At 61.4% G+C, this 15,768-nt stretch carries 14 protein-coding genes; 8 read left to right on the top strand and 6 right to left on the bottom strand.

The features are described 5' to 3' along the window. Positions 1–67: 67 nt before the first annotated feature. From N2A41_RS14435 to N2A41_RS14425, 3 genes are all read left to right on the top strand, one after another. The gene (locus N2A41_RS14435) at positions 68–1,453 is read left to right on the top strand and encodes an aldehyde dehydrogenase family protein (protein WP_170276386.1); all 1,386 of its coding nucleotides are present in this window, start codon (positions 68–70) and stop codon (positions 1,451–1,453) included. After that, the gene (locus N2A41_RS14430) at positions 1,450–2,601 is read left to right on the top strand and encodes an iron-containing alcohol dehydrogenase (RefSeq protein ID WP_170276387.1); all 1,152 of its coding nucleotides are present in this window, start codon (positions 1,450–1,452) and stop codon (positions 2,599–2,601) included. Before N2A41_RS14435 ends, N2A41_RS14430 begins: the two co-directional genes overlap by 4 nt. 229 nt (positions 2,602–2,830) lie before the next feature. Beyond that, positions 2,831–3,544: a ParA family protein gene (locus N2A41_RS14425; RefSeq protein WP_162115935.1), complete on the top strand. Its 714-nt coding sequence runs from the start codon at positions 2,831–2,833 to the stop codon at positions 3,542–3,544. Between the two features lie 73 nt (positions 3,545–3,617). Here the strand turns inward: N2A41_RS14425 and N2A41_RS14420 are convergent, their stop codons facing one another. Next, complete coding sequence (locus tag N2A41_RS14420; protein ID WP_260109083.1) at positions 3,618–5,018, bottom strand: L,D-transpeptidase; 1,401 nt, start codon at positions 5,016–5,018, stop codon at positions 3,618–3,620. Positions 5,019–5,373: 355 nt separating this feature from the next. Between N2A41_RS14420 and N2A41_RS14415 the strand changes: the two genes are divergently transcribed. From N2A41_RS14415 to N2A41_RS14405, 3 genes are all read left to right on the top strand, one after another. Further along, positions 5,374–6,213, top strand: a complete 840-nt coding sequence (locus tag N2A41_RS14415; RefSeq protein ID WP_260109082.1) for an aldose 1-epimerase family protein — start codon at positions 5,374–5,376, stop codon at positions 6,211–6,213. Positions 6,214–6,284: 71 nt separating this feature from the next. After that, a complete protein-coding gene (locus tag N2A41_RS14410) occupies positions 6,285–6,623 on the top strand; it encodes a TIGR01244 family sulfur transferase (RefSeq protein ID WP_017965135.1) in 339 nt (112 codons plus the stop codon). A gap of 72 nt (positions 6,624–6,695) precedes the next feature. After that, on the top strand, positions 6,696–7,040 hold the full coding sequence (locus tag N2A41_RS14405) for a RidA family protein (protein ID WP_018446572.1): 345 nt from the start codon (positions 6,696–6,698) through the stop codon (positions 7,038–7,040). 114 nt (positions 7,041–7,154) lie between these two features. On the opposite strand, the gene N2A41_RS14400 is transcribed toward N2A41_RS14405, so the two are convergent. The 5 genes from N2A41_RS14400 to N2A41_RS14380 form a co-directional block, all read right to left on the bottom strand. Next, positions 7,155–8,101 (bottom strand): IS630 family transposase gene (locus N2A41_RS14400; RefSeq protein WP_222282285.1). Its coding sequence is split into 2 segments (ribosomal slippage): positions 7,155–7,760 and positions 7,763–8,101, totalling 945 coding nucleotides; the frame shifts between segments, so codons are not numbered across the junction. A gap of 141 nt (positions 8,102–8,242) precedes the next feature. Further along, positions 8,243–9,901, bottom strand: a complete 1,659-nt coding sequence (locus tag N2A41_RS14395) for a thiamine pyrophosphate-binding protein (protein WP_260109081.1) — start codon at positions 9,899–9,901, stop codon at positions 8,243–8,245. A gap of 13 nt (positions 9,902–9,914) precedes the next feature. Continuing rightward, a complete protein-coding gene (locus tag N2A41_RS14390) occupies positions 9,915–11,117 on the bottom strand; it encodes a CaiB/BaiF CoA transferase family protein (RefSeq protein WP_260109080.1) in 1,203 nt (400 codons plus the stop codon). A gap of 73 nt (positions 11,118–11,190) precedes the next feature. Then, positions 11,191–12,147 (bottom strand): DMT family transporter, encoded by a 957-nt coding sequence (locus N2A41_RS14385; RefSeq protein WP_260109079.1) that lies wholly within the window; start codon positions 12,145–12,147, stop codon positions 11,191–11,193. A 29-nt stretch (positions 12,148–12,176) separates the two neighbouring features. Further along, positions 12,177–13,106: an alpha/beta fold hydrolase gene (locus N2A41_RS14380; protein WP_260109078.1), complete on the bottom strand. Its 930-nt coding sequence runs from the start codon at positions 13,104–13,106 to the stop codon at positions 12,177–12,179. 158 nt (positions 13,107–13,264) lie between these two features. On the opposite strand from N2A41_RS14380, the gene N2A41_RS14375 reads away from it, so the two are divergent. After that, positions 13,265–14,005 carry a ribonuclease T2 family protein gene (locus N2A41_RS14375; RefSeq protein WP_260109077.1) on the top strand — a complete coding sequence of 247 codons (741 nt, stop codon included), beginning with the start codon at positions 13,265–13,267 and terminating at the stop codon, positions 14,003–14,005. A 98-nt stretch (positions 14,006–14,103) separates the two neighbouring features. Continuing rightward, positions 14,104–15,753: an energy-dependent translational throttle protein EttA gene (gene ettA / locus N2A41_RS14370; RefSeq protein WP_162115944.1), complete on the top strand. Its 1,650-nt coding sequence runs from the start codon at positions 14,104–14,106 to the stop codon at positions 15,751–15,753. The last annotated feature ends 15 nt before the right edge of the window (positions 15,754–15,768 follow it).

The following is a 15,768-nucleotide window of genomic DNA, read 5'->3' as shown; positions in this document are numbered from 1 at the left end:
GCCGGCAGGCGGATGAGGGGCCACGGCTTCACGCAAATTTTGAAAGTACGAGGACAGGAAACAGATCATGGCAATGATCCAATGCATTTCACCGGTTGACGGGTCGGTCTATGCCGAGCGCGCAGCCCTTTCTCTCGATGCCGCCAAGGATGTGGTGGCGCGCGCCCGCAAAGCGCAGAAAGCCTGGGCGAAACGGCCGCTCGAAGAGCGTGTGCAACTGGTGCTGAAGGGTGCCGCGCGGTTGAACGAGATGGCCGACGTCGTCGTGCCGGAGCTTGCCTGGCAGATGGGCCGGCCGGTTAAGTATGGCGGCGAATATAAGGGCTTCAACGAGCGCTCCAACTATGTCGCTTCGATCGCGGCGGATGCGCTGGCGCCTGTCGTCGTCGAGGAGAGCGAGCGTTTCGAGCGCCGCATCGAGCGCGAGGCGCATGGCGTCGTCTTCGTCGTCGCGCCGTGGAACTATCCCTATATGACGGCGATCAACACGATTGCGCCGGCGCTGATGGCCGGCAATACCGTGGTGCTTAAACATGCCTCGCAGACGCTGCTGGTCGGTGAGCGACTGGTGCAGGCCTTCATCGAGGCCGGCGTTCCTGAGGATGTGTTCCAGAACGTCTTCCTCGATCATGAAACGACGTCTGCGCTGATTGCCGCCGGCAGCTTCAATTTCGTCAACTTCACCGGATCGGTCGAAGGTGGGCGGTCAATGGAGCGGGCGGCTGCCGGCACCTTCACCGGCCTCGGCCTCGAGCTCGGCGGCAAGGATCCTGGTTATGTCATGGAGGACGCCGATCTCGAGGCGGCCGTCGACACGCTGATGGACGGCGCGACCTACAACTCCGGCCAATGCTGCTGCGGCATCGAGCGTATCTATGTGCATGAATCGCTCTACGATGCCTTCGTCGAGAAATCGGTCGCCTGGGTGTCGAACTACAAACTCGGCAATCCGCTCGATCTCGAGACATCGCTCGGGCCGATGGCGCACAAGCGCTTCGCCAAGGTGGTGCGCGAGCAGATCGCCGATGCTGTTTCCAAGGGCGCCAAAACTCTTGTCGATCCCAAGCTTTTCCCCCAGGACGACGGCGGCGCTTATCTCGCCCCGCAGATCCTCGTCGATGTCGACCACTCCATGGCCTTCATGCGCGAAGAGACTTTCGGTCCGGCAGTCGGCATCATGAAGGTGAAGAGCGACGAGGAGGCACTCGCTTTGATGAACGACAGCCAGTACGGGCTGACGGCCTCGCTCTGGACCCAAGATGTCGAGCGGGCAGGGCGGCTTGGGCGCGAGATCGAAACCGGCACCGTTTTCATGAACCGCGCAGATTATCTCGATCCGGCGCTTTGCTGGACCGGCGTCAAGGAGACCGGCCGCGGCGGCTCGTTGTCGATCATCGGCTTCCACAATCTGACGCGCCCGAAATCCTTCCATCTGAAGAAAGTCACAGCATGAGCAGCAACATCACCGCAAACTGGAGCTATCCGACATCGGTCAAGCTCGGCCGGGGCCGCATCGCGGAACTGGCCGACGCCTGCAAGAGCCTCGGCATCAAGAAGCCGCTGCTCGTCACAGACCGGGGCCTTGCCTCGATGGCGATCACCAAGACTGCGCTCGATATCCTCGAAGATGCCGGTCTCGGCCGGGCGATCTTTGCCGATGTCGATCCGAACCCGAACGAGAAGAACCTCGAAGCCGGCGTCAGGGCTTTCAAGGACGGCGGCCATGACGGCGTCGTTGCCTTCGGCGGCGGCTCCGGCCTCGATCTCGGCAAGTGCGTCGCCTTCATGGCCGGCCAGACGCGGCCAGTATGGGACTTCGAGGATATCGGCGACTGGTGGACGCGTGCGAGCCTTGAGGGCATCGCCCCGATCGTTGCGGTGCCGACAACGGCAGGCACCGGTTCCGAAGTTGGGCGCGCCAGCGTCATTACCAATTCCGAAACCCATGTGAAGAAGATCATCTTCCATCCGAAGTTCCTGCCCGGCGTCGTCATTTCCGATCCGGAACTGACGGTCGGCATGCCGAAGATCATCACGGCCGGCACCGGCATGGATGCCTTCGCCCATTGTCTGGAGGCCTATTCCTCGCCCTTCTATCACCCGATGTCGGCTGGCATCGCGCTCGAAGGCCTGCGTCTCGTCAAGGAGTTCCTGCCGCGCGCCTATCGGGAAGGCACCGATCTGGAAGCCCGCGCCAACATGATGGCCGCTGCCGCCATGGGAGCGGTCGCCTTCCAGAAGGGGCTCGGCGCCATCCACGCGCTATCGCACCCGATCGGCGCCGTCTACAACACCCATCACGGCATGACCAATGCGGTGGTGATGCCGGCGGTGCTGCGCTTCAACCGCAAGCCGATCGAGGAGAAGATCGGCCGAGCCGCCGCCTATCTCGGCATTTCGGGCGGTTTCGACGGGTTCTACGACTATGTGCTGAAGCTCCGCTCGGAACTCGGCGTGCCGGAGACGCTGTCGGCGATGGGAATCGCTGCCGACCGCATCGACGAATTGTCGGCCATGGCGATCGAAGATCCGAGCGCGGGCGGCAACCCGGTTGCAATGACGCTGGAAAATACCAAGGCCCTTTTCAAGGATTGCTTCTGACAAGATAAGAGCGGACCAACAGACTGGCCTGGAAAGCCTCGGTTTTCCAGGCTTTTTTCGTTACGGTGGCATCCCTATTTTTAGGGATGTGAAAAATACCGGCTGCAATTTCGCCGCGCGTGTTTCGAATTCGTTAACCATGATTAGAAAGGATGCATTAGCCGCACAATGCTCCGATGGTGCGTAAAAGAGCGATTCCGGCTCGCACCATCCCTTCCGAGGACCGAACATGCCTGTCATCACATTCGCAAATACCAAGGGCGGCGCCGGCAAGACGACCGCTGTTCTGCTGCTCGCGACCGAGCTTGCCCGCAAAGGCTATCGCGTCACCATTCTCGACGCCGACCCGCAGCACTGGATTTCGCGCTGGCACGAAATATCAGGTCATGTGGCCAATCTTTCGGTGATCGATTTCGTCACGACTGCGTCGCTGCCGGTGCATATCAGCGAGAACAAGCACAATACCGACTATTTCATCGTCGATCTGCCCGGTGCGCGCAATCCGTTGCTTGCCACCGCCGTCGGCCTTTCCGATCACGTGCTGATCCCGATCCAGGGCTGTGCGATGGATGCGCGGGGCGGCGCGCAGGTGCTCGAACTGCTGCAGTACCTGGATGAGAAGGCCGGCATCAAGATCGGCCATTCGGTGGTGCTCACCCGCGTCAATTCGATGGTGACGACGCGGGCGCTGCAAGTCGTCAAGTCGCTGCTCAGCGAGCGGCATGTGCCGGTGCTGGATACGGCTATCATCGAACGCTCCGCCTTCCGCGACATCTTCGACTGTGGCGGCACGCTGCACACGATCGATCCGATGCGTGTCAGCAATCTCGACAAAGCACGGGAAAACGCCACCTGTTTTGCCGAGGAAATGATGCGCAAGTTGCCGGTGAGGCTGACGGCATCCGCCCGCGTGACGAGCCCGATGGTCCGCTCCGCCGCCTGAATATCTCCTGAATGAAACGACAAGGCCGTCGGAGCGATCCGGCGGCCTTGTCGTTTCTATCGCGAGAATGATTTCAATCGACGAATTCGACCGTCACTCCCGGCTTGACCATTTTGGCAAGCTCTGTCGCATCCCAGTTGGTCAGACGGATACAACCGTGGCTCTGGGTGCGGCCGATCTTCGAGGGTTCGGGCGTGCCGTGAATGCCGTATGTCGGCTTGGAAAGCGCCATCCAGACGGTGCCGACGGGGCCGTTCGGACCGGGCGGGATGTTGAGGATCTTGTCGTTGGCACCCTGCTGGAAATTGATCTTCGGATTATAGGTATAACCGGGATTGAGGGCGACGCGCTCGACATTTACCAAGCCCGACGGAGAAGGGGTGTCGGTGGAGCCGATCGATGCCGGATAGGCGGCGAGGAGATTGCCGGCGCCGTCGTAGGCGAAGACCTGCTTGCGGCCCTTGTCGGCGATGATGCGGGCAACTTCGCCGCTCTTCGGCTCGCCCGGATTGACGACCTTGATGATGGTGCCTGCAACTGTGAAATCGGCGCCGGGGTTCATCTCTTTGAGAAAGGCCTCATCCATGTGGAAGCGTTCGGCCAGCATTTCGGTCGTCGAGGTGTAGGCGAGCGACGGCAGCAGCGCCTTGTGCGAATAATCTTCCGGGATCTCAGCGACGAAGGGACCGGCGGCATCGGCCGGCGTGATCGTGTAGCTGACGACGGGCAGGCCGCCGTTCATGCGCAGCTCTTCCAGAATGGCGTCGGTGTCGTTCGGATCGAGCTTCGAGCCGGTCATCTGGTCATAGGCATAGATGCCCTTGGTGACGTTCGAGCCCATATGGCCGTCGATGACGCCCGGAGAGATGCCGGCGCGATCGAGGAAGACCTGCAATGCGACGATCTCGGGCTTCGACTTGTTCTTCAGCGTGATGACGGGCTCATCAGGCGCGGCCCTGGGCTGATCGGCGGGCGGGATCTGCTGGTCGGGGTCGATCGAGGCATAGTCGCCGCCAGGCTGCGGATTGCCGATGCTGTTGTCATCGGGATAGGGCTCGTCGCCGAGCGGCTGACGTTCGATCGCCGCATCGCGCGGAATACCGCCGGTGACGGCGCCGCGCTCGGAATAACGTGTATCGCCATCGGGATTGTTGTCGGGATAATAGGGATCGTTGCCGTACTGGTCGTTATAGACTTCCCGCGGGCCGGGCCGCGGCGGATAGTAGCCGCGGGCGCGCATCTCGGTGGCGACGACATTGCCATAGTCGTCGATCAGCACGCGATTGCCGCTACGGTCGCGGGCGTAGATATAGCCAGCTGGAACATAATCGAGGATTTCGCCGCTTGGCGTCACAAGCACGATATCGCTCTGGCGGCGATCACGGAACTGCTGTGCGCCTGCCTCCGGCGCTGTAGCCGCAAGGGCAGCCAGGACGGCCGCGAAGCAGAAGGCCGACTTCAAAAAGCGATTCACGTCTCATACCTCGAACAGTGACTGGCAGACACACACCTGCGAATTTTGACGCTAGTATGGAATTTATGAAAGCGTACTGAACAAAATATGAAAATCACTAAGATTTCCTTTTACTCATAAACGTTTGCGTCCTTGTGGCAGTTCCGCAAAATCCACGATTGCTGCAAAAGCACAAGATGGAGACGACGCCGATTGACGAATGGCGACGCGAAACCTAACGCTAGCGCATCCTGCTTTCCGAAAATCGGATTGGATTTTCGGAAAGCAGGATGCGTCGATTCAAAGTGTTAGCGTCCTTTGTGCGTCCGAAAGGACGCACGGGCTCTAAAAGCGACAATTCCCCGAGGAGACTGTGATGATCGAATTTGCCGCCGCAAGCGGGCCGCGCCTGATGCTGGACGAAACATCGGTGCTGGATATCGGCGGATGTATCGTCGACGGCGTCGACATCGCGCCGAAACGCGCCATTCCCGACGACGGTGATACGCGAATCGATCACTCGCTCGAGGGCTTTCTCTTCACCTGCGGGCCGGATCATATCCGCCACCGCCAGCCGATCCCGGGCCGGGATGATGGCAAGGTCTACCCGCTGCACGGATCGGCCGCCGGCCATGCTGCAAAGGTGCTGTGGACGAAATTCGAAAACGGCGATGCCGAATGCCGCGCCGATATCGACATCACCACCATCGAGGGATTGTCGCAGCGCATCGAGCGGCTGTGGCGGATCGATGGGGCGACCGGCGAGGTGCGGCTCGAGGATCTGGTCGTCAATACGAGCGATCGGACGGTGCCGACGTTCCTGATGTATCACATGAACACTGGCGGTAAATGGCTGGACGAGGGCACACGGCTTGAAGGCCGGATGCTGGAGAATGGCGGTTTCCCCTGGGCATTCGGGGAGGAGCCGGGTGGCATCTTCTGCGTCGCGGCGCCGGCTGCGGAGGAGGGTTTTGCGGAGGTCCGCCTCGGACCGATCGCCGCAATCGGCGGCAGGACGCTGCTCGTGCGCTTCCGCGCCGACACGCTGCCCCATCTGCAGGTCTGGCGGAACCAGAAGGCGCCCGCCGATATCATCGGCATCGAGCCGGTTTCGCATCGCTGGATATCGCGCGACGAGCTTCAGGCAGCCGGCGAGTTCCACATGCTGGCGCCAGGCGAGAGCCGCAGCTATGCGCTGACCTTTGCTTTCCTATGAGAGAAGTGTTGTTGACGCTGGCAGACCTCCGTCGTAGACCTTCAACCCACGATTTTTGAGGAGACAAGACGATGGATATTCGCCAGATCGACGATGAATATTCGGTTTCAGGCCAGATCACGCTGGAGGAGCTCGACGAGATCAAGGCGCTGGGGTTCAAATCGATCGTCTGCCACCGTCCCGACCACGAAAGTCCCGACCAGACGTCGTTCTCCGTCATTGAGGCGCGCGCCAGGGAGCTCGGCCTCGAGATCGCCCATGTGCCGGTTGGACCGATGGGCGTGACCGAGGAAGCCGTACAGGGCATGGTCGACGCGCTCGATGAATTCCCGCGGCCAATGCTCGGCTATTGCCGCTCTGGCGCACGCTCGACGGCGATTTACCAGAAGACCCACCATATCCGTAGTTGAGCCCGTTCCGGGGGCCGATTTTCCGGCGTTGAACCTCAGCGCCGCCACCTGCCATTCACTCAGGAGACTATAATGAGCATCAAGCGTATCGACGTCGGCTCGCGCATGAGCGGCGCCGTCATTCACGGCAACACGGTCTATCTCGCAGGCCAGGTCGGCGAGGGCGAAAGCGTCACCGATCAGTGCAAGTCCTCCCTTGCCGAAGTCGACCGCCTGCTGGCTGCATCAGGCAGCAGCAAGTCGAAGATCCTGCAGACGATCATCTACCTGTCCGATATCGCCGATTTCGCCGAGATGAACGCCGTCTGGGAAGGCTGGATCGATCCGGCCAATCCGCCGGCCCGCGCCACCAGCGAAGCCAAGCTCGCTGCGCCGAAATACAAGGTCGAGTTCATCATTACGGCAGCACTCGACTAAAGCAACTCCAGGAAAAGTGCAAAGCGGTTTTCCGTCCGGAATTGCGCAAAAGCAAAAGGTTAGAGCGGCTCTGCGCTTCTATGAAAAGCTGAACCGCTCTAGAGCGGGATTGTTTTATGTCCGTTCATATCCGGCTTCCTTGAAGTAGTTTTGGCACTCTTTCGGCGAGACGGTTTGAAGGGTGGCTGCCAGCGCGTCGTCGATGGCCTGTCGGGTTCGAGCCTGCGCCTTGCGCAGCTCGTGCTTGATCTTGGCGAAGAGTTTTTCGATCGGATTGAGATCGGGGGAATACTGCGGCAGGAAGAACAATCTGGCGCCGGCCTTGCGGATGGCGGCACGGATAGCGCCGGCCTTGTGCGAGCCGAGATTATCCATGACGACGATGTCGCCGGGTTTGAGCTCCGGTACCAGCACCCTCTCGACATAGATGCGAAAGCGTTCGCCATTGATCGGGCCGTCGATGATCCACGGTGCGCTGACGCGGTCGGCCCTGAGGGCTGCGACAAAAGTCATGGTATTCCAGTGGCCGAAGGGCGCATGGCCCAACAGCCGTTCGCCGCGCGGCGCCCAGCCCCTGAGCGGCGTCATATTCGTCTTCGTCCAGGTTTCGTCGATAAAGACAAGGCGAGATGGATCGATGCGATGGCGATGCTTCAGCCAGCGCGCCCGCCGGGCGGCAACATCGGGCCGCTCGCGCTCGCTGGCGACCAACGTCTTTTTTTATAACTCAGCCCTTCCTCATGCACGAAGGTCCGGACGGCGCTGTAATCCACTTTCAGGCCGCGCTCTCCGAGTTCCGCCACCAACCCGCGCAAGGTGAACGCCTGCATGTGGCAGCGATCGATCAACCAGACCCGATGTTTACCTGAGATCGCCCGTGGCTTGTGCCCGCCCATCTGGCCGGGAGCCGCGCTGCCCGTCTCACGCAAGCGCCGGACCCAGTCGATCGCGGTGCTGATGCCAATGCCGAAGCGCTTTGCCGCCGCTCGACACGACAGGCCCTCGCGCGTTACTGCGCCAACAACGCGTTCCCGAAGATCATCCGAAAAAGGTTTCGCCATCCAGACCGGCCTCCTGCACCGGCCAGAATGGTGAATCTGATTTGCACCAGAAAGGGAATCCCTGTTCCGATTCCGACTAAAACAATCCCGCTCTAAGTCGCACCATTTCGATCGCCGGAAGCCGGTGAGCGCGGCGCGTGCTCACCGGCTTTTTGTTTGCGCGATTTCGGAAAGCGTGCGTGTCGGCGTGATCGCTTCGGGATCGAGCTTGACCTCGATGATTGCCGGCTTGCCGCTGGCGCGTGCTCGCTCGAAGGCCGGGGCGAAATCCGCCGTGATTTCCACCGTCTCGCCGTGGCCGCCATAGGCGCGGGCAAGGGCCGCGAAGTCGGGATTGGTCAGGTCGGTGCTGCTGACGCGGCCGGGATACTCGCGCTCCTGATGCATGCGGATCGTGCCGTAGATGCCATTGTTGACGACGACTGCGATGATCGGCAGGCCATAGCGGATGGCGGTGGCGAATTCCTGGCCGTGCATCAGGAAGCAGCCGTCGCCGGCAAAGCAGATAACCTCGCGCTCGGGAAACAGCCGCTTGGCGGCCACCGCCGCCGGCAGGCCGTAACCCATTGACCCGGAGGTGGGGGCGGCCTGAGTGTTGAAGCGGCGAAAACGATGGAAGCGGTGCACCCAGGTGGCGTAGTTGCCCGCACCGTTGGTGAAGATCGTCTGCGGTCCGGTATTGGCCCCCAGCCATTCCATGATCGGCCCCATATGGACGGCGCCCGGTCCACTCAAGGGCGGCTTCGACCAGGCGAGATAGGCCTGGTGCAGGCGCGCGGTGCGCTCGGTCCAATGTGGTTTGGCCGGCGCTTCCAGATCGGCGAGTGCGGCGACGAAATCGGCAGGTGCGGCGCAAATGGCAAGATCCGGACGGTAGATGCGGCCGAGCTCGGAAGGGTCGGGATAGATATGCACCAGCGATTGCTGGGGGTAGGGGATATCGATCAGCGTATAGGACGAGGACGGCATTTCGGACATGCGGCTGCCAAGCAGGATCAGCAGGTCGCTCTCCTTGATCTCCTTTGCCAATGCCGGATTGATGCCGATGCCGACATCGCCGGCGTAGCAGGGATGGAGATGATCGAACAGCATCTGCCGGCGGAAGGAGCAGCCGACAGGCAGGTGGAAACGCTCGGCGAAGCTCTGAAAATCGGCGACCGCATCGGCATCCCAACGTGTGCCGCCAAGGATGACCATCGGACGCTCGGCCTTCAGCAATCTTACGCAGAAATCGTCGATCTGGCGGCGGCCGGGATGGGCCTCAACATTGGCATAATGCCTGGCGCGGGGTGCTTCGACCTCATCGCGCAGCATGTCCTCCGGCAGCGTCAGCACGACAGGGCCGGGCCGGCCGGACGTTGCGACCGCAAAGGCGCGGGTGACGAACTCGGGAATGCGGGCGGCATCGTCGATCTCGCCCACCCATTTGGCGAATTCGGTAAAGGCGCGGCGGAATTCGACCTCCTGAAAGGCCTCGCGCTCGCGTGCTTCCCGCTGCACCTGGCCGATGAACAGGATCATCGGGATCGAGTCCTGCCTTGATATATGCAGGCCGGCGGAGGCGTTGGTGGCGCCGGGGCCGCGGGTCACCATGCAGATGCCGGGTTCGCCGGTCAGCCTGCCCCAGCAATCCGCCATCATCGCCGCTCCGCCCTCCTGGCGGCAGACGAGGACGTCGATATCGCTGTCGCGCAACGCGTCGAGCACGGCGAGGAAGCTCTCGCCGGGCACGCAGGAGAGACGTTTGACACCGTTCGCCTTCAGCGCCTCGACGATCAGTTCCCCGCCCGTCTTCTTCATGACGATGCCTTCCTCATGACGACGCCTTTCTCTCGCGCTCGGCGAGTTCCGCCAGAATTTCTGCCTGGTGTTCGCCGAGACGCGGGCTCGGCCTGATATAATGCAGCGGCGTCTCCGACAGCACCACGGGCGTCCTGACACCGGGGATCACGGTGCCGACGCCATCCTCAAGGTTGATGCGCAGGCCGCGGGCCCGCACCTGCGGATGGGCGAACATTTCCTCGATCGTGTTGATTGCGCCTGATGGAACCGCGTTCGCTTCACAGGCCTTCAGCAGATCCGCCTTCTGCCATTTCAGCGTCTCGGTGGAGATGAGGCGGTGCACTTCGCCGCGATTGCCGACGCGCGCCTTGTTGGTGGCAAAACGCTCGTCACCGGCGATGGTCTCCAGGCCGAGGACGCTGCAGAGGCGGCGGAATTGGCCGTCATTTCCAACTGCGAGAATGAGATACCCGTCAGCCGTCGGCACGACCTCATAGGGCGAGATATTGGGATGGGCGTTGCCGAGGCGGGTCGGTGCCTCGCCGGAAACCAGGTAATTCATGTTCTGGTTGGCGAGCACGGCCGATTGCACATCGAGCAGGGCCATGTCGACCAACTGGCCTTCGCCTGACTTCAGGGCGTGGATCAGGGCGGCTTCGATCGCCGAGACGGCATAGATGCCGGTGAAGATATCGGCGATGGCAACACCTGCCTTCATTGGCTGGCCGTCCGGCTCACCGGTGATCGACATGAAGCCGGACATGCCCTGGACGATGTAGTCGTAGCCGGCGAAGCTGGCGTAAGGGCCGTTCTGGCCGAAGCCGGTGATCGAACAATAGACGAGCTTCGGGTTCGCCTTGCGCAGGCTGTCATAATCGAGCCCGTATTTGACGAGGCCGCCGACTTTGAAATTCTCGATCACCACATCGGCGGTGGAGACGAGGCGGCGGACGAGATCCTGGCCTTCGGCGCTCTTCAGGTCGGCGGTGACGGAGCGCTTGCCGCGATTGGCGGCGTGGTAATAGGCGGCCGAGAGGTTGTTGCCGTCGGCGCCCTCGACGAAAGGTGGCCCCCATTGGCGCGTATCGTCGCCGCCGTCTGGATTTTCGACCTTGATGACGTCGGCGCCGAGATCGGCGAGCATCTGTCCCGCCCAGGGGCCGGCGAGCACGCGGGCAAGCTCGATCACCCGGATGCCGGCAAGCGGCGGTTTTTTCGTCACGGTCTCCGTCATGTTCCTCCGGCAGGTTCAGAGCATAGTGCCGAAAAGTGTGAGCGGTTTTCGGAATTGTACTCTCATTCTAGATTTACGGCGTCCACGTCGCCTCTGATGTATCGGATACCGGTTTCGATGCAAAGCGCCGCTCGCGCCAGAGGATATAGAAGCCAGACGCCATGATAATTATGATGCCGAGCCATTTGAGCGCGTTCGGGAAGTCGCCGAAGACCAGCCAGGCGAAGATCGTTGCCGAGACGATCTCGAAATATTGCAGCGGCGCAAGCGTTGAAGCCGGTGCTGCGCGATAAGCATAGACGCCAAGGATGCCCGATATCGCGGCCATGGCGCCGACGCCGGCGAGATAGAACCAGGCGCGGCCTTCCGGCATGACCGGATCGAAGATGTCGGAGCCGGTTCCCCGGCTGAGATAAAGCAGGATGATGCAGAAGAGCAGGCCCCAGATGCCCATCTGGAACTGCATCGACCAGGGATCTTCCCTATGCGAGAGCACGCGGGTCATCAGCACGAAGATCGCAATACAGAAGGCGCTGACGACAGGCAGAAGAGCGATGTAGCCGACCTCTTCGAAACTCGGCTGGATGATCAGCATCGCTCCGAAGAAGCCGACGCCGCAGGCCGTGTAACGCCGCCAACCGATCATCTCCTTCAGGAAGATACCGCCGAGGATCGTCAACATGATCGGTTCGACGAAGAAGATCGCTATTGCGTCAGCGACTGCCATGTATTTCAGCGTAGTGACAAAGGAGATCATCGAGATCGTGATGATCGCGCCGCGGATCGCGTGGAACAGGCTCTGGCGCCAGGAAAAATCGGCGAAGCTGCGCCGCCACACGACGATTGGCAGCATGCAGAGCGCTTGCACGGCGAAGCGGGCGGCGGTGATTTCGGCGGACGGGACGGTGAGGATGGCAAGCTTGGCGAAGATATCGATGATCGGCGATAACATCACCGAGATAAACATCAGCGCAAGCCCCATCGTCACGTCGGAGGCGGACGAAACAGGGCGGGCGGAGGTGCTGTTCATGATGAAATCCCTGTCAGGATATTGGTCGCTCAGGATCCTGCGACGGCCCTGTCGCACCAGTCCGCGAAGGCTGCGATCGCCGCATCCGCGCCGATCTCATTTAGTGTTTCGTGACGCATGTCCTGATATATCTCAGTGCTGATACGGGAGAAGCCTTGCCCTTTCAAATGGTTTGACAGCCAGAGCAGGGCTTTTCCACGCTCCGTCGCAGGATCCTCCCCGCCTCCGACGAGATGGATCGGCATGTCCCGCGGCAGCCGGTCGAGGTGGATTTTCTGCGGCGCGCGGAAGGTCAGCTCGAAGAGATCGAGCCAGAGAGAGACTGAGGCGTCGAAGCCGCAGAGCGGATCGGTGACATACTTGTCGACTTCATCGGGAAGACGCGACAGCCAGTCGAACTCGGTGCGGCGGCCGGGAATGGATTTGCCCCAGGTGCCGAAGGTAAGCTTCGGCAGCAGGCCGCTCGGCACGTCGGAGCCCTTCAGCATGCGCTCGGCAAGCAGGATCGCCTGGGCGGCGCGGCCGGCAAGGCCGACGGCGAAATTCGAATTCCAGATCGCGACGGCGTCGAAGTCGGCCGGAGCCGTGACGGCAGCGTTGAGGGCGATGAGGCCGCCCATCGAATGGCCGAAGAGGATCACAGGCAGGCCGGGATGGCGGGAGGCCGCATAGCCGCGCATAGCGATGACGTCGCCGGCCACCTTTTCGACCCCACCCCGCCAGGCAAAGCGACCGATCGGCGCATCGGGTGCCGTCGTCTCGCCGTGGCCTCGGTGATCATGGGTATAGACGTGATAGCCGCGCGCCGCCATCGCCTCGGCAAAGGAGCGGTATCGTTTCGAATGTTCGGCCAAGCCGTGCGATATCAACAGGATGCCACGAGCTGCAGCTTCGGCCTTGGCATGGTGATAGGCCAGCGACGCCCCAGGCACGGCCAGCCTTTGCGTTTCAGCAAACATATGGATCCTCCCGGCGGCAACAGACCAGATCGCTGGGTAATTGCAACATGGGTGCTTGATTATCCGACAATAAATTGCGGCCCTGTTGCGATTCAGGGTTGCGGCCTTTCGATCTTCGTGCTTATTTGTTCCTGTATTGTTCTTTTTTGGGGGTTGAAATGAGCAGCATGCAGTTGCGTACCTTGACGATTGCCTTGTCGATGGTTGTTGCCAGCGCCGCCGTGGCGCAGGAGGCTGGCGGGCGCACCCGCTTCATTCTGGCGGCGAGCTGGCAGCCGGCCTTTTGCCAGACGAACCAGAAGAAGGCCGAATGCGCAAGCCAGACCGGCGAGCGCCCCGACGCGACGAACTTCTCGTTGCACGGGCTTTGGCCGATGCGGGAGGATTATTGCGGGGTGAGCGCCGAGCAGAAGACCGCCGACAAGGATGGCGACTGGAACAAGCTGCCGGAGGTCACGCTTGCGGCCGAGACGAAGACGGCGCTGGCAAAGGCGATGCCCGGCACGGAATCCGGCCTGGAACGGCATGAATGGGTGAAGCATGGCACCTGCACGAAGATGAGCGCCGACGACTATTTCGGTGTCGGTGTGCATCTGGTGGGCGCACTGAACGCGTCGGCCGTGCGCGATCTCTTCGCTGCCAATATCGGCAAGCCGGTCAAGGCCGACGCGATCAAGGCGGCTTTCGACAAGAGTTTTGGGCCGGGTGCCGGCGACCGCGTCAAGATGAGCTGCCGGCGGGCCGGCAATATCAGGATGATCAGCGAGCTGACGATCGGGCTTTCGGAAGCCGCCGGGGCGGCATCGGCGAAAAGTGCCGGGCTTGCCGATCTGATCCAGGGTGCGGGAAAAACGTCGTTCGGCTGCGACGAGGGCGTCGTCGACGCTGCGGGCTTTTGACCGGAAATCCTGAGTAAACCGGGTTTCGGCGTTGCCCGCAGGCGCTGTTTCGCCTACATAGCGGCACAATCGAAGTTTCCCGCCCGGAGCAGCGCAGCATGGCACGTCAGTTCATCTATCATATGTCCGGCCTTAACAAGGCCTATGGCAACAAGAAGATCCTGGAGAATATCCACCTTTCGTTCTACCCGGATGCCAAGATCGGTATCCTTGGTCCGAACGGCGCGGGTAAATCCACCGTGCTGCGCATCATCGCAGGCCAAGACAAGGAGTATACCGGCGAAGCCTGGCTAGCCGAAGGTGCGACCGTCGGCTATCTGGAGCAGGAGCCGCATCTCGATGCAAACAAGACGGTGTTCGAGAACGTCATGGAAGGCGTTGCCTCGAAGACGGCTGTCCTCGATCGCTACAATGAATTGATGATGAACTATTCCGATGAGACGGCGGAAGAGGGCGCCAAGCTTCAGGACGTCATCGATAGCCAGAACCTCTGGGATCTGGAAAGCCAGGTCGAAATGGCGATGGAAGCGCTGCGCTGCCCGCCGCGCGACGCCGATGTCACCAGCCTTTCGGGTGGTGAGCGACGCCGTGTCGCGCTCTGCCGCCTACTGCTTTCGCAGCCGGACCTGCTGCTGCTCGACGAACCGACCAACCACCTGGACGCCGAAACCATCGCCTGGCTCGAAAAACATCTACGCGACTATCCGGGCGCCGTGATGATGATTACCCACGATCGCTACTTCCTGGACAACGTCACCGGATGGATCCTCGAACTCGACCGCGGCCGTGGCATTCCTTACGAGGGCAACTATTCGGCCTACCTGCAGGCGAAAGCCAAGCGCATGCTGCAGGAAAGCCGCGAAGACGCATCGCGCCAGAAGGCGATCAGCCGCGAACAGGAATGGATCGCTTCCAGCCCGAAGGCCCGTCAGGCCAAGTCCAAGGCCCGTATCAAGTCCTACGAGCAGTTGGTGGATGCCGCCGAGAAGCAGCGTCCCGGCGACGCGCAGATCATCATCCCGGTCAGCGAGCGCCTCGGCCAGGTGGTCATCGAGATGGAGGGCGTCACCAAGGGCTTCGAGGGCCGCACGCTGATCAACGACCTGTCGATCAAGCTGCCGCCCGGCGGCATCGTCGGTATCATCGGCCCGAATGGCGCCGGCAAGACGACGCTATTCAGGATGATCACCGGCCAGGAAAAGCCGGATGGGGGTTCGATCCGCATCGGCGAAACCGTGCATCTCGGTTATGTCGACCAGAGCCGTGACACCCTTGCGGCCGACAAGACGGTATGGGAGGAAATTTCCGGCGGCGCCGAAATCATCAAGCTCGGCAAGTTCGACATGAACTCCCGCGCCTATTGCGGCGCCTTCAACTTCAAGGGCGGCGATCAGCAGCAGAAGGTCGGCAATCTCTCCGGTGGTCAGCGCAACCGCGTTCACCTTGCCAAGATGCTGAAGGCCGGCGGCAACGTTCTGCTGCTCGACGAACCGACCAACGACCTCGATACGGAAACGCTGGGTGCCCTTGAAAACGCGCTGGAAAACTTCGCCGGCTGCGCCATCATCATCAGCCATGATCGCATGTTCCTCGACCGGCTGGCGACGCATATTCTGGCTTTCGAAGGCGACGGCCATGTCGAATGGTTCGAAGGCAACTTCGAGGATTATGAACAGGACAAGGTTCGTCGTCTCGGCCCCGACGCCCTCAACCCGGGCAGCCAGGCCCATAAGCGTCTGACACGCTGATTTCACCCATTTTTC

This window comes from Rhizobium sp. SRDI969 (assembly GCF_025152725.1).
Classification (GTDB): Bacteria; Pseudomonadota; Alphaproteobacteria; order Rhizobiales; family Rhizobiaceae; genus Rhizobium; species Rhizobium leguminosarum_I.
This window is presented reverse-complemented; position numbering and strand designations above follow the sequence as displayed.

Bases quoted from the DNA above. Each gene is read 5' to 3' on its own strand.
- N2A41_RS14395 (WP_260109081.1), bottom strand. From the start codon at position 9,901: ATGAAGAAGACGGGCGGGGAACTGATCGTCGAGGCGCTGAAGGCGAAC.
- N2A41_RS14385 (WP_260109079.1), bottom strand. From the start codon at position 12,147: ATGAACAGCACCTCCGCCCGCCCTGTTTCGTCCGCCTCCGACGTGACG.
- N2A41_RS14380 (WP_260109078.1), bottom strand. From the start codon at position 13,106: ATGTTTGCTGAAACGCAAAGGCTGGCCGTGCCTGGGGCGTCGCTGGCC.
- N2A41_RS14405 (WP_018446572.1), top strand. From the start codon at position 6,696: ATGAGCATCAAGCGTATCGACGTCGGCTCGCGCATGAGCGGCGCCGTC.
- N2A41_RS14410 (WP_017965135.1), top strand. From the start codon at position 6,285: ATGGATATTCGCCAGATCGACGATGAATATTCGGTTTCAGGCCAGATC.
- N2A41_RS14390 (WP_260109080.1), bottom strand. From the start codon at position 11,117: ATGACGGAGACCGTGACGAAAAAACCGCCGCTTGCCGGCATCCGGGTG.
- N2A41_RS14425 (WP_162115935.1), top strand. From the start codon at position 2,831: ATGCCTGTCATCACATTCGCAAATACCAAGGGCGGCGCCGGCAAGACG.
- ettA (WP_162115944.1), top strand. From the start codon at position 14,104: ATGGCACGTCAGTTCATCTATCATATGTCCGGCCTTAACAAGGCCTAT.
- N2A41_RS14430 (WP_170276387.1), top strand. From the start codon at position 1,450: ATGAGCAGCAACATCACCGCAAACTGGAGCTATCCGACATCGGTCAAG.
- N2A41_RS14435 (WP_170276386.1), top strand. From the start codon at position 68: ATGGCAATGATCCAATGCATTTCACCGGTTGACGGGTCGGTCTATGCC.
- N2A41_RS14415 (WP_260109082.1), top strand. From the start codon at position 5,374: ATGATCGAATTTGCCGCCGCAAGCGGGCCGCGCCTGATGCTGGACGAA.
- N2A41_RS14375 (WP_260109077.1), top strand. From the start codon at position 13,265: ATGAGCAGCATGCAGTTGCGTACCTTGACGATTGCCTTGTCGATGGTT.